At 70.1% G+C, this 13,582-nt stretch carries 7 protein-coding genes and 1 pseudogene; 4 read left to right on the forward strand and 4 right to left on the reverse strand.

Annotated elements, in window-relative coordinates:
- A pseudogene (locus NM1_RS43190) lies at positions 1–199 on the forward strand (hypothetical protein); the annotation flags it as partial.
- A gap of 57 nt (positions 200–256) precedes the next feature.
- Here NM1_RS43190 and NM1_RS33940 read toward each other — a convergent pair.
- The 4 genes from NM1_RS33940 to NM1_RS33955 form a co-directional block, all read right to left on the reverse strand.
- On the reverse strand, positions 257–1,042 hold the full coding sequence (locus NM1_RS33940) for an IclR family transcriptional regulator (RefSeq protein WP_068029700.1): 786 nt from the start codon (positions 1,040–1,042) through the stop codon (positions 257–259).
- Between the two features lie 125 nt (positions 1,043–1,167).
- Positions 1,168–2,316, reverse strand: coding sequence for an aromatic ring-hydroxylating oxygenase subunit alpha (locus NM1_RS33945; RefSeq protein ID WP_068029702.1), 1,149 nt, complete (start codon positions 2,314–2,316; stop codon positions 1,168–1,170).
- Positions 2,313–3,461 carry an N-methyl-L-tryptophan oxidase gene (solA, locus tag NM1_RS33950; protein WP_068029705.1) on the reverse strand — a complete coding sequence of 383 codons (1,149 nt, stop codon included), beginning with the start codon at positions 3,459–3,461 and terminating at the stop codon, positions 2,313–2,315. Before solA ends, NM1_RS33945 begins: the two co-directional genes overlap by 4 nt.
- A 4-nt stretch (positions 3,462–3,465) precedes the next feature.
- On the reverse strand, positions 3,466–5,919 hold the full coding sequence (locus tag NM1_RS33955; RefSeq protein WP_068029708.1) for a GcvT family protein: 2,454 nt from the start codon (positions 5,917–5,919) through the stop codon (positions 3,466–3,468).
- Between the two features lie 200 nt (positions 5,920–6,119).
- Here NM1_RS33955 and NM1_RS33960 point away from each other — a divergent pair, with 200 nt between their 5' ends.
- The 3 genes from NM1_RS33960 (at position 6,120) to NM1_RS33970 (ending at position 13,566) form a co-directional block, all read left to right on the forward strand.
- Positions 6,120–6,464, forward strand: coding sequence for a bifunctional 3-phenylpropionate/cinnamic acid dioxygenase ferredoxin subunit (locus tag NM1_RS33960; RefSeq protein ID WP_068029711.1), 345 nt, complete (start codon positions 6,120–6,122; stop codon positions 6,462–6,464).
- 84 nt (positions 6,465–6,548) lie between these two features.
- Positions 6,549–7,715 (forward strand): NAD(P)/FAD-dependent oxidoreductase, encoded by a 1,167-nt coding sequence (locus NM1_RS33965; protein ID WP_068029714.1) that lies wholly within the window; start codon positions 6,549–6,551, stop codon positions 7,713–7,715.
- Between the two features lie 400 nt (positions 7,716–8,115).
- A complete protein-coding gene (locus NM1_RS33970; protein WP_068029717.1) occupies positions 8,116–13,566 on the forward strand; it encodes an ATP-binding protein in 5,451 nt (1,816 codons plus the stop codon).
- The last annotated feature ends 16 nt before the right edge of the window (positions 13,567–13,582 follow it).

Consider the following 13,582-nt stretch of genomic DNA (forward strand, 5'->3'; position numbering starts at 1 on the left):
AGCCGCCGCCACCATCGTCGGCATGTTCGGCCCCTTCATCCCCGCCGCCGCCGTCGGCTGCCTCGGCGGCATCATCGCCATCGGCGCCCTCGGCACCCTGGCCGGGCAAATCCTGGTCACCGCACCCGTCGCCATCATCGCGGCCGTGCAGTACTTCACCACCATCAACCAGCCGATGCCCCCGGCACCGGCCAAGTAATTCGCGATCTCCGAACAGCGTGGGACCGACTCGACAGGTCCCACGCTGTTCGGCCGTTCAGCCTCGATACCCCATCCGGCGGCTGATGCCCGCCGCGCCGACGGCGACGAGCTGCGCCACCTCCGCGAACCGGTCCGGGCCCAGCCGATAGGACGGGCCCGAAACGCTCAGTGCCGCAACGACCGAACCGGTGTGGTCGCGGACCGGGGCGCCCACCGCGTTCAACCCGATCTCGAGTTCCTCGCGCACGCTCGCCCAGCCGTTCGCGCGGATCTCGTCGAGCTGGGCGGTGAGGTCGGCGACGCTGGCCAGCGTGTTGTCGGTGTAGGTCTCCAGCTTGCCGCCGAATCGCCTGCGCACCTCGGAACTTTCGAGCGCGGCCAGCAGCGCCTTGCCGCTGGAGGTGGCATGCGCCGGGCAACTGCGGCCGACCCAGGTGCGCAGGGCGACCGAGCCGGTGCCCATGGCCTCGACGATATTGATGATCCGATTGCCGTCCAGCACGGCCATGGTGGTCGTCTCGCCGGATTCGGCCGCCAGCATGTTGCAGGTGCCCTGGCTCTGGCCGACGAGGTCGAGCTGTGCGCTGGTGGAGCCGGCCAGCCGGACGATGGAGAAGCCGAGCCGGTACTTCCCGCGGTCGGACAGCTGCTCCACGTATCCGCGCGATTCCAGCACTGTGATCAACCGCGAGACGGTAGATTTGTGCACGCCGAGCTCGGCGGCGATCTCCGTGACACCGGCCTGGCCGAGCTTGGCGATGATCTCCATGACGAGCAGCGCGCGATCGACCGATTGCACCGCAGCAACCCGCCCGCCCTCACCCTCATCCTGTTTTGCCATGACACGGCCATTGTAGTCGGATACGGGCCCGTTGCCTGGGCGCCGCCGACCACGGCGCCGGATCCGGTCGTCCCGCTCGGACCGGAGCGCCTGTCCGGCATGGTTATCACGGAAGTCCGCGCCCGTCACTCCACGTCGCCGACGCGATGACGCACCCATTCGTGGAACTCCGCGATGTGGTGTTCGGCGGGAACGAGCACCCCGCCGCGCCGATAGGCCCGCGACGACATGGCCGGTTGGGTCCGCTCGCAGGCCGCGAAATCCTGCTCGTTCACCCGATGGAACAGCTCGACCGAGCGGGACGTATCGCGCCCCCGCCCCACCACGTCACCGGTGTAGAGCCAATCGCATTCCACGACCGTGCGATCCACCGCCACCGGGTACATGCGGTGCAAGATGATGTGGTCCGGGACCAGGTTGACGAAGACCGTCGGGCGGACGGTGACGGCGAAATACCGGCGGTCCTGCTCGGCGCCGATGCCGGGCAGCCGGTCGAAACCCGGCGAGCCGTCGACGGTGAATCCCGAGATCTCGCTGCCGAATTCGGCGCCGCGCCCGACGAACACCTGCGCGGCCATCCCGTCCGCGAACTCCGGCAGCACCTCGGTGAGCTCGGGGTGGATGGTCGCGCAGTGGTAGCACTCCATGAAGTTCTCCACGATGAGCTTCCAATTCGCGGCGACGTCGTAGACCACCCGGTGGCCCAGCTCGAGACCCTCGATTCCGTAGGCCTCGACGGCGGCCGGATCGCCGAGCCGCTCGGCGACCGCGCCCATCACCTCGTCCTCGAACGAGGGCGGCTCGTCGGCGAGGCACACCCACGCGTACCCGAGCCATTCGCGCAGCGCGACGGGGACCAGGCCGTAGGCGACCCGGTCGATGCCCGCACCGTCGTCGAACGACGACATGTTCGGCGCGGCGACCAGCTTGCCGTCCAGCCCGTAGGTCCAGGCGTGGTACGGGCACTGCAGATTCCGGCGCACCTGCCCCGCGTCCTCGGTGCACAGCATCGCGCCGCGATGGCGGCAGATATTGAGGAATGCGCGCAGCGCGCCGTCGCGGCCGCGCACCACCAGCACGCTCTCCCGGCCTACCTGCACGCGCCGGAACCCGCCCGGCGCGGCCAGATCCGCGGCGCGCACGGCGCAGAACCACAGGCGCTCGAGAATGCGTTCCTGTTCGGCCGCGAAGATCGCGTCCTCGGTGTACCAGCGACCGCCGAGCGTCGCGATCAGCGCCGGTGTGGTCGCGGGCGGCGTATCCATCGTCGTCATGCGGTCACCAATCTCTGCGGGTCGAACAGTGCGATCGGATGCCGGGTCTGCTCGCCGATGGCCAGGTCGGCCAGGATCTCACCGACGACCGGGACGAATTTGAAGCCGTGACCGGAGAACCCGCACGCGATCGTGACGCGAGTGCGGTCGGGATGGCGGGCGACGACGAAATGCTGGTCGGGGGTGTTGGCGTACATGCAGGTCGCGGTGTGCACGGCGGGGCCGTCGAGGCCGGGCAGCAGTTGCGTGACGCGCTCGCGCATCTCCCGGATCTCCCGCGGATGCACGATCCGGTCGATGGTGTCCGGTGTGCACGCGATGCCCTTGCGGAAGAAGGCCGTCTTGACCCCGCCGCTCGGTCCGTCGATGGCCGGGAAGCCGTATATCTGCATACCGGAGTCGTTCTCGGAGATGTAGACGGGTTGATCCTCGAAAGCCGCTGTCCCGCCGGTCGGTTCGAGCCAGTACTGCACCTGGCGCTCGACGGTGATCGGAATGCCGAACTCCGCCAGCAGTTCCGGGGCCCAGGCGCCGGGGCAGACGATCAGCTGTTCGGCCCGGTAGGTGGTACGGGCGGTGGTGACGGCAACACCGGAATCGGTTTCCGCCCAGTCGAGTACCGGTTCGCCGAACGACAGGGTCGCCCCCGAACGCAGTGCCAGCCCGATATGAGCCTGCACTGTCTCCTCGGGCCGGGCGAAGCCGCCGTTGGGCTCGTAGATCGCGATATCGGACGGGGCGGGGGTGAAGTTCGGGAACCGTCGCCGCACCGCGGCCACGTCCAGGAGTTCGTGCGGCAGCGACCATTCGAGCGCGGCACGGACGCTGCCCGCCACGGTCGGGCACTCGGGCGGGCCGAGGTACAGGCCGCCGGTGAGCCGGTAGACCTCCCGCCCGGAGTCGGCCGCCAACTGCTCCCAGAGCTCGTAGCCGCGCAGCAGCAGGGGCACATACGCGGGATCCTCGAAGTAGGACTGCCGGATAATCCGGGAGCCCCCGTGGCTGGATCCCTGCGCGTGGGCGGCCGTGTACTTCTCCAATCCGAGCACCCGCTGTCCGCGGGCGGCCAGATGATAGGCGGCGGCGCTGCCCATGCCGCCGAGCCCTATCACGATGACGTCGTATCCGCTTGCCGCCGTGGCCATCTCGCTACCTCCTGATCCGGGACATCTCGGGATCCACCACCGGTTCGCTGTGCACGATGGCGGACAGGCGCGCGCCGAGGTATTCGGCCTCGACGGTGTCGCCCGGGCCGACGGCCGCGGGCAGCCAGGCGTAGGCGATGCAGCGGCCGACGGTGGCCGAGTAGCCCGCGCTGGTGACGTATCCCGCGCACATCCCGCCCACATAGACCGGCTCCTTACCGAGCACGATCGCCGACGGGCTGTCGAAGACGATGCTGCGCAACAGCTTTGCCGGTGGTCCGGCGGCCTCCAGCGCACTCTTTCCGACGAAGTCACCCTTGCCCATGCGCACCGCGAAGCCGAGACCGGCGGCCTCCGGCGTGTGTTCGGTGGTCATATCGGTGCCCCAGCCGCGATAGCCCTTCTCGATGCGCAGGCTGTTGAACGCGATGCGGCCCGCCGCGATCACCTCGTGCTCGCGCCCCGCCTCCCACAGCAGATCCCAGAGCGCACCGCCGTATTCGGCGCTGGTGTAGATCTCCCAGCCGAGCTCGCCGACGTACGAGACGCGCAGCATCGTGACCGGAAGCGCGCCGAGGTGGGTCCGCAGCGCCCGGAAGAACTTGAACGCACCATGGGAGAGATCGTCGGAACACAAGGGCTGCACCAGGTCTCGCGCTCGAGGCCCCCAGACCCCGATACAGCAGGTGCCGCCGGTGATATCGCGGAGGGTCACCTGCCCGGCGGAATCGAGGCGCCTGGTGAACCAGTCGAAGTCCAGGGGCCCGTTGGCGCCCACCTGGAAGCGCTCCGGGCCCAGCCGGGCGACGGTGAGATCGCTGCGGATACCCCCGTTCTCGTCGAGCAGCAGGGTGTAGGTGACCGAGCCGACGCTCTTGTCCAGGTTGTTCGTGGTCAGCCGCTGCAACAGCGCCAGCGCACCGGGACCGGCGACCTCGTAGCGGGTCAGCGGCGTCATGTCGTACATCGCGACCCGCTGCCTGGTCCAGTACGCCTCCGCGATCGAGATCGGTGACCAGAACCGGCCCGACCAGTCGTCCCGCTCCGGGAACGGCACCCCCTGCTCGCGAAGCCGGTGTGCCAGACCGGCATTGGCGTCGAACCAGGCGGGGCGCTCCCACCCGCCCGCCTCGAAGAAGTAGGCGCCGAGATCGCGCTGGCGGGCATGGAAGGGACTGGTCCGCAGCCCGCGCAGCGCGGTGCGGAACTGATGCGGATGAATGATGTCGTAGACCTCGACGAACGCCTGCGTGCTCGTCTCGCGAATGAAGCGGTCGCTGCGGCCGACATCCTCGAAGCGGTACAGATCGCACTCGTGCATATCGATTCCCGGTGACCCGTGCACGATCCACTCCGCGGTCGCCTTCGCCACCCCCGCCGAGTGGGTCACCCACACGGCCTCGGCGACCCAGAATCCGGCCAGGTCCCGGTGCTCGCCGACGATCGAGAAACCGTCGGGGGTGAACGAGAAGATGCCGTTGAACCCCTCCTCCACCTTCGAATCTCCCAGCGCCGGAAGCAGAGCCGTGGATTCCTGCCAGGCGGGCGCGAAATCGTCGTCGGTGAACGGCAGCATCGACGGCATCGGCGCACCGGCGGTATCCGACGCCAGCGTCGACATGTCCACCGGCATCGGCGTGTGGCCGTAGTAGCCGATGCCGAGCCGGTCGACGTGTTCGCGGAAATACAGGTCCTGGTCCTGATGCCGCAGGATCGGCAACCCGGCCTCGTCGCGCTCGGTATTGCGGCCCGTCAGCGCCGCGAGGGGACCGGTCCGGGCGTACTGATGCGCCATCGGCAGCAGGGGCAGCACCAGACCGACCTGCTTCGCGACGGCCGCGCCCCAGAATCCGGCCGCGCACACGACGATATCCGCCGCGATGACGCCCCCGGTCGTCTCCACACCGACCACGTGACCGCCGTGTGCCACGATGCCGATCACCTCCGTGTGCGCGCGGAACCGCGCCCCGCGGGCCTCCGCGATCCGGGCCTGCGCCTCCGCGGCGCGTAGCGCCTTCGCCAATCCGTCTGCGGGAGTGTGGAATCCGCCGAGGATCCGGTCCGGATCGAGCAGCGGGTGCAGCGCGGCGCAGGCGGCCGGATCGAGCAGCCGGCCCTCGATCCCCCAGGACTGCGCCCACCCCGCCTTGCGGTGCAGATCCCGCCAGCGCTGCGGCGTGGTGGCGACCTCGAGCCCACCGACCGGGTTGAACACCCAGCCGTCCGGATGGTCCAGTGCCCGGAACTTCTCGGTGGTGTAGCGCGCGAACTCGGTCATGGTCTTCGACGGATTCGTCCGGAACACCAAACCCGGTGCGTGCGAAGTGGATCCGCCGGTGGCGAACAGCGGCCCGCGATCGAGCACGGTGACGTCGGTCCAGCCTCGGGCGGTGATCTCGTCGGCCAGCGAGGCGCCGACGATCCCGGCTCCGATGACGATGATTTTCGGATGAGCCACGGCATCCCTCCGATGTTGCTGTTGACGCAACCAAAGCGAACTACGCAACAGATCGTCCCGTTGTCAGAGGGCGCTGTCAACAGGCGAAAATCGGCCTACCACGGCGCGAATTCGGGGTTGACGGCGGCCCTTTCCGGCGGGCAGACTGTTGCGTTAACCGCGCTATGTTGCGTTCTGAGCAACACCTCTGGGAGGGCCGCATGGAAACCTTGGTGGAGCGACCGGAAACATCCGACACCCAGCTGCTCGTCGCACGCCTGGACGACCTGCCCCTCGGCGAGGTCGCGACGGTGCGCACGAGCGGCGGCGTGCCGATCTCGGTATTCCATACCGAGGAGGGACTTTTCGCGATCGATGACACCTGCACCCACCAGGACGCGTCGCTGTCCGACGGCTGGGTGGAGGACTGCACGGTCGAATGTCCGCTGCACGATTCGTGTTTCGATCTCCGCACCGGAAAAGTCTCGGGGCCACCGGCAAAGGTTCCGGTGCGCACCTACGAGGTCCTCGTCGTCGAGGGCGACGTCTTCGTGCTAGTGCCGTAAGCCGAACACGGCGCCCACCCGCCGCACACGCGGGGCCGTCCCCGATTCCCGGGCGCCATCGATGCAACCCAGGCAGGGGCCACCATGAATGACCCGGTAATCGTCGTCGGCGCCGCACTGGCCGGATTCTCGGTCGTGCACGAATTACGCGCACAGGGCCATACCGGGCCCATCACCGTGGTCGGCGAGGAGACTCACCCGCCCTACGACCGGCCGCCGCTGTCCAAGGAGTTCCTGCACGGCGACGTCGACATCGCACTGGGCGAGGGGTCGGACTACACCGACCCGCGCACCCACTGGCTACTCGGGCGGCGCGCCACCGGGATCACCAGGGGCACAACGGGTGTCACCCTGGACGACGGCACCGAACTCACGGGACGATCACTGGTCCTCGCCACCGGCGCACGAGCCCGCCGACTGCCCGGATCCGGGACGCTGCGCGGCGTGCACACCCTGCGCACCGTGGACGACGCCCGCGAGATCCGCGCGACGCTACGCACCGTGTCCACCCTGGTCGTGGTCGGCGCGGGCCTCATCGGCGCCGAGATAGCCGCCACCGCGGCAGGTTTCGGCATCGACGTCACCATCGTCGAGATCACCGCCGAACCGCTCGCGGCGGTGTTCGGCCCCACGATCGGGTCGTTGTGCGCGAACCTGCACGCCGCCAACGGGGTTCGGTTGCGCACGGGGGTCGCGGTCGCGCGGCTGCTGGGCAGCGACCGAGTCCGCGGGGTACGGCTGAGCGACGGCACCGAACTGCCTGCCGACGCCGTGGTGGCCGGGATCGGCGCGGTCCCCAACACCGAGTGGGCCCGCGACTCCGGCCTGCGGATCGACGGCGGCTTCCTCACCGACGCCCGATGCCGGACAACCGTTCCCGGCATCTACGCGATCGGCGACTGCGCCCGGGCCTACGACGAGAGGTCCGGCACCTACCACCGGCACGAGCACTGGGCGGGCGCGACGGTGCAGGCCCGCATCGCGGCCGCGGCCATCCTCGACATCCCGCGGCCCCGGACCCCCGCACCGTACTTCTGGTCCCGGCAATACGGTCGAATGATCCAGTTCGCCGGAGTCCGCAGGCCGACCGACGACGTCCGCTTCGTCGACGGCGACCGATCCACCCCCTCCTGCGCCGCGCTCTACGAACGCGACGGCGCCCCGGTGGCCATATTCGCCATGGACAATCCGCGAATCTTCACGCGCTACCGCAAGCAGATCGACCGCGCGGCGGCCCTCCCGGTGCACTGAGAATCAGGCCGCCGACCGGGCGAGCGTCTACACCTTTAGGGGAATTCCGGGTACCTACTGGCGAGAAACCTTGTTGCCGTGCGGTGTTGAGCCCCCGGTGTGAGTTACTGTTGGCGCGCCCGGGCGCCAGCGGCAACGACAGCCGCTGCGCCGGGCTGACCACGGACGGAGCCCGAAACGACGCTGACCATGGTTGACGCAAGGCATGAGCGCCCCTACGTTGCTTGGTGAACAGTGCTTACCACGCGGCGGTCGCGAAGCCTCGCGTCCCATCGGGCATTGTCGTTGTGCGGTCGCGCGCGCGAAACACAGTGCGCACGGGGGTAGCCGTCCAGCGCGAGAATTCGAGAGCAGACTAGCCACCCGACCGCTAGCGCTGTGGAGAGGAAGGGCTGCCGGAGTGTTCAGCCGTATCGCTATCGTCAACCGCGGAGAGGCCGCGATGCGGCTCATCCACGCCGTCCGGGATCTGGCCGCCCAGACCGGGACACCGATCGAGACCATCGCCCTGCATACCGACGTCGACCGCACCGCGACCTTCGTGCGCGAGGCCGATATCGCCTACGACCTGGGCCCCGCGTCCGCGCGCCCGTACCTCGACCTGAAGGTGCTGAAGCGCGCGCTGATCGAGACCGGCGCCGAGGCCGCGTGGGTCGGCTGGGGTTTCGTCGCGGAGGATCCCGCGTTCGCCGAACTGTGCGAGCAGATCGGGGTGACCTTCATCGGACCGAGCGCGGACGCCATGCGCAAGCTCGGCGACAAGATCGGCGCCAAGCTGCTCGCCGAGGAGGTCGGCGTGCCGGTCGCGCCGTGGAGCCGCGGCGCGGTCGAGACCCTGGACGCCGCGCTGGCCGCGGCCGAGGAGATCGGCTACCCGCTGATGCTGAAGGCGACCGCGGGCGGCGGTGGCCGCGGCATCCGCGTCGTCACCGACGAATCCGAGCTCACCGACGCCTACGAGCGCACCAGCCAGGAGGCCGCGCGCGCCTTCGGCAGCGGCATCGTCTTCCTCGAGCGCCTGGTCACCGGGGCCCGGCACGTAGAGGTCCAGGTCATCGCCGACGGCGAGGGCACCGCGTGGGCGCTCGGCGTCCGCGACTGCTCGGTGCAGCGGCGCAACCAGAAGATCATCGAGGAGTCGGCGTCGCCGGTGCTCGCGCCCGAACAGGCCGCCGAGCTGAAGGCCTCGGCCGAGCGGCTGGCCGTCTCGGTCGGCTACCGCGGCGCGGCCACCGTGGAGTTCCTCTACCACCCCGGCGAAAAGCTCTTCGCCTTCCTCGAGGTCAACACCCGCCTGCAGGTCGAGCACCCGATCACCGAGTCCACCACCGGATTCGACCTGGTCCGGGCGCAGCTGTGGGTCGCCTCCGGCAACCGGCTCGAGGGTGAGCCGCCGGTGGAGCGCGGGCATGCGATCGAGGCCCGGCTCAACGCCGAGGATCCCGACCGCGACTTCGCGCCCGCCCCGGGCCGCATCGCGCGTCTGGACCTGCCCGCCGGACCCGGCATCCGCGTGGACACCGGCGTCAGCGAGGGCGACACCATCCCCGCCGACTTCGATTCGATGATCGCGAAGATCATCGCCCACGGTCGCGACCGCGACGAGGCGCTGGCGCGGCTGCGCCGGGCCATGGCGGAGACCACGGTGATCATCGAGGGCGGCGCCACCAACAAGAGCTTCGTGCTGGACCTGCTCGACCAGCCCGAGGTGATCGACGGCAGCGCCGACACCGGCTGGATCGACCGCGTCCGCGGCGCGGGAAGGCTGGTCTCGCACCGGCATTCCGGGGTCGCGCTGGCGGCGGCCGCGATCGAGGCCTACGAGGAAGAGGAACGCGTCGAGGGGCAGCGCCTGCTGTCGACCGCGTTCGGCGGGCGCCCGCAGGTGCAGCACGAGAGCGGGCGGCCGCTCGACTTCGAACTGCGGGGCCGCAGCTACCGCGTCCGCGTGGCCCGCGTCGGGGCGCATCGGTTCCGGATCGGCATCGACGCGGGCGAGGGCCCGGAGACCGCGGATGTCGAACTCGACCGCTTCGACCGGCACAGCGGGCGGATCGTCGTCAACGGCTCCCGGTACCGCCTGGTCACCGGCACGCACGGCCCGATCCACCTGGTCGAGGTGGACGGCATCACGCATCGGATCAGCCGCGACGAGGGCGGCGTCGTCCGCTCCCCCGCGCCCGCGCTGGTCGTCGCCACGCCGCTCGAGGTCGGCGCCGAGGTCGCCGCCGGCGCACCGGTGCTGGTGCTGGAGAGCATGAAGATGGAGACGGTGCTGCGGGCGCCGTTCGACGCGCGGCTGAAGGAATGCACCGTCTCGGTCGGCAGCCAGGTGGAGACCGGGGCGCCGCTGCTGCGACTGGAGCCGCTGACCGACGAGGCCGAGTCCGAGGACGCCGCGGCCGCCGAACCCGTCGAACTGGATCTGCCCGCGCCCGGGGACATCTCGGCCCCCACCCGCCTCACCCGCGGCCAGGAGGATCTGCGCAGCCTGCTGCTGGGCTTCGACGTCGACCCGCACGACGAGGCTCGCGTCCTCGACGACTACCTCGCCGCCCGCCGCGACGCCGTCGCGGACGGCCGCCGCCCGCTGGCCGCCGAGGTCGAACTCGTCGACGTCTTCGCCGATCTCGCCGAACTCAGCCACAACCGGCCCGCGGGCGAGGACGGCGGCAACGGCTACGTCCAGAGCGCCCGCGAATACTTCCACACCTATCTGCAGAGCCTCGATGTCGAGCGGGCCGGGCTGCCGGAATCGTTCCAGGCCAAGCTGACCACCGCGCTCGGCCACTACGGCATCACCGAGGTGGACCGGAATCCCGAGCTCGAGGCCGCGGTGTTCCGGATCTTCCTCGCCCAGCAGCGCGCGTCCGCCGCCGCGACGGTCGTCACGACCCTGCTGCGGCTGTGGCTGCGCGAACCGCAGCCGGACGAGACGCTGCGCGAACCCACGGGCCTCGCGCTGGAACGGCTCATCGCCGCGACGCAGGTCCGCTTCCCCGTCATCGCCGACCTCGCGCGCGGGCTGGTGTTCGCCTGGTTCGGTCAGCCGCTGCTGCGCCGCACCCGCGCCCGCGTCTACGCCGACGTCCGCCGCCACCTGCGGCACCTGGACGCCCACCCGGACAGCCCGGACCGCGCCGAGCGCATCGCCGAAATGGTGCGCAGCACAGAGCCGCTGGTGCGACTGCTCGGCCAGCGGCTGGCGCGCGAGGGCGCCGACAACGCGATCATGCTGGAGGTGCTCACCCGGCGGTACTACGGCAACAAGGACCTCACCGACGTCCGCACAGCGGAGGCCGCCGGGACCGCCTTCGTCGTCGCCGAGCGCTCGGGCTCCCGGGTGGTCTCCGCCGCCGTGAGTTTCGACGAGCTGGGCGGCGCGCTGCGCGGGCTCGCCGAGTTGGCCGTCGACAAGGACGCCATCGACACCGACATCTACCTGGTGTGGGAGAACCAGCCGGACAGCTCCGACGCGATGGCGGCGGCGCTGCACGAGATCGTGCGCGCGCACCCGCTGCCGGACCGGGTCCGCCGGCTCACCGTCGCCGTCGCGGGCAGCCACGGCGCGGTCATGCACCAGCACTTCACCTTCCGGCCGTCGACCACCGGCATGGCCGAGGAGCGGCTGATCCGCGGGCTGCACCCCTACATCGCGCAGCGGATGCAGATGGAGCGGCTGAGCAAGTTCGACCTCACCCGCCTGCCGTCCTCGGACGAGGAGATCTACCTCTACCGGTGCGTGGCGCGGGAGAACCCGTCCGACGACCGCCTCGTCGCCTTCGCGCAGGTCCGCGACCTGACCGAACTGCGCGAGCACGACGGCCGCCTGGTCGCCCTGCCGACCGCCGAGGATACGATCGCCACCTGCCTCGATTCGATCCGCCGGGCCCAGGCCCAGCGCGCGTCGGCGAAGCGCTTCCACACCAACCGGATCGTGATCTACGTGTGGCCGCCCAGCGATATCACCTACCCGGAGCTGGAGACGATCGCCCAGCGCGTGCTGCCCACGACCGCGGGCGCCGGGCTCGAGGAGATCGAGATGATCGCGCGCCGCCGCGATCCGAAGACCGGTGAGCTGATCAAGATCGCCGTGCGCATCGGCTTCGACGCCACCGGCGGCACCACGCTGACCGTCGGCGAGCCGTCGGACGAGCCGGTGGAGCCGATCGACGACTACCGGCAGAAGGTGCTGCGCGCCAGCGCCCGCAACACCGTGTACCCCTACGAATTGACCGGTCTGCTCGGCGATTTCGTCGAGCACGACCTCGACGAGGACCATGTGCTGGTACCCGTCGACCGGCCGAAGGGGAAGAACCGGGCCGCGATGGTCGCGGGCGTGGTCACCACGCCGACCACCCGCCACCCGGAGGGCATCACCCGCGTCGTGCTGCTCGGCGATCCGACGAAATCCCTCGGCGCCCTGTCGGAGCCGGAATGCCGCCGCGTAATCGCCGCGCTCGACCTGGCCGAGCGGATGCAGGTGCCGCTCGAGTGGTTCGCGCTGTCGTCGGGCGCGCGGATCTCCATGGAGTCGGGCACCGAGAACATGGACTGGGTGGCCGCCGCGCTCAAGCGGATCGTCGAGTTCACCCAGGACGGCGGCGAGATCAACATCGTGGTCTCGGGCATCAACGTCGGCGCGCAGCCGTACTGGAACGCCGAGGCGACCATGCTCATGCACACCAAGGGCATCCTGGTGATGACGCCGGATTCGACGATGGTGCTCACCGGCAAGCAGGCGCTCGACTTCTCCGGCGGCGTCTCGGCCGAGGACAACTTCGGCATCGGCGGCTACGACCGGGTGATGGGCCCGAACGGGCAGGCGCAGTACTGGGCGCCGAACCTCGCGGGCGCGCGGAACGTGCTGATGTCGCACTACGACCACACCTACATCGCGCCCGGCGAATCCGCGCCGCGGCCGACGACCACCACCGACCCCGCCGACCGCGACGTCTCGGTGTTCCCGCACACGGTGGAGGGCAGCGAGTTCAGCACCGTCGGCGAGATCTTCTCCGCCGAGTCCAACCCGGATCGCAAGAAGCCGTTCGACATTCGCACCGTGATGCGGGCGCTGTCCGACCAGGACCACCCCGTGCTGGAACGGTGGGCGGGCATGGCCGACGCGGAGACCGCGGTGGTGCAGGACGCGCACCTCGGCGGCATGCCGGTCTGCCTGCTCGGCATCGAATCGCGGTCGGTGCCGCGGCGCGGATTCCCGCCCACCGACGGGCCCGACACCTACACCGCGGGCACGTTCTTCCCGCGGTCGTCGAAGAAGGCCGCGCGGGCGATCAACGCGGCCAGCGGCAACCGGCCGCTGGTGGTACTGGCGAACCTGTCGGGTTTCGACGGCTCGCCGGAGTCGATGCGCAAGCTGCAGCTGGAGTACGGCGCCGAGATCGGCCGCGCGATCGTGAACTTCCAGGGGCCGATCGTGTTCTGCGTGATCTCGCGGTACCACGGCGGTGCGTTCGTGGTGTTCTCCAAGGCGCTGAACCCGAACATGACCGTGCTCGCGCTGGAGGGCTCGTTCGCCTCGGTGCTCGGTGGCGCCCCCGCCGCCGCGGTGGTATTCACCGGTGATGTCAACGCCCGCACCGCATCCGACGAGCGCGTGCGCGATCTGGAGGCCCGCGCCGCGGCCGCCTCCGGCGCCGACCGCGCCGCGCTGACCGCCGAACTCGACGAGCTGCGCTCCTCGGTCCGCGCGGAGAAGCTCGGCGAGGTCGCCACGGAATTCGATCGCGTGCACAGCATCCAGCGCGCCGTAGAGGTAGGTTCCGTCGACGCCGTGATCAGCGCCGCCCAGATGCGCCCCCGCATCATCGAGGCGATCAAGTGCCCCTGACCCACCGCGCCGCCAG

The organism is Nocardia mexicana NBRC 108244 (assembly GCF_001613165.1).
Lineage (GTDB): Bacteria > Actinomycetota > Actinomycetes > Mycobacteriales > Mycobacteriaceae > Nocardia > Nocardia mexicana.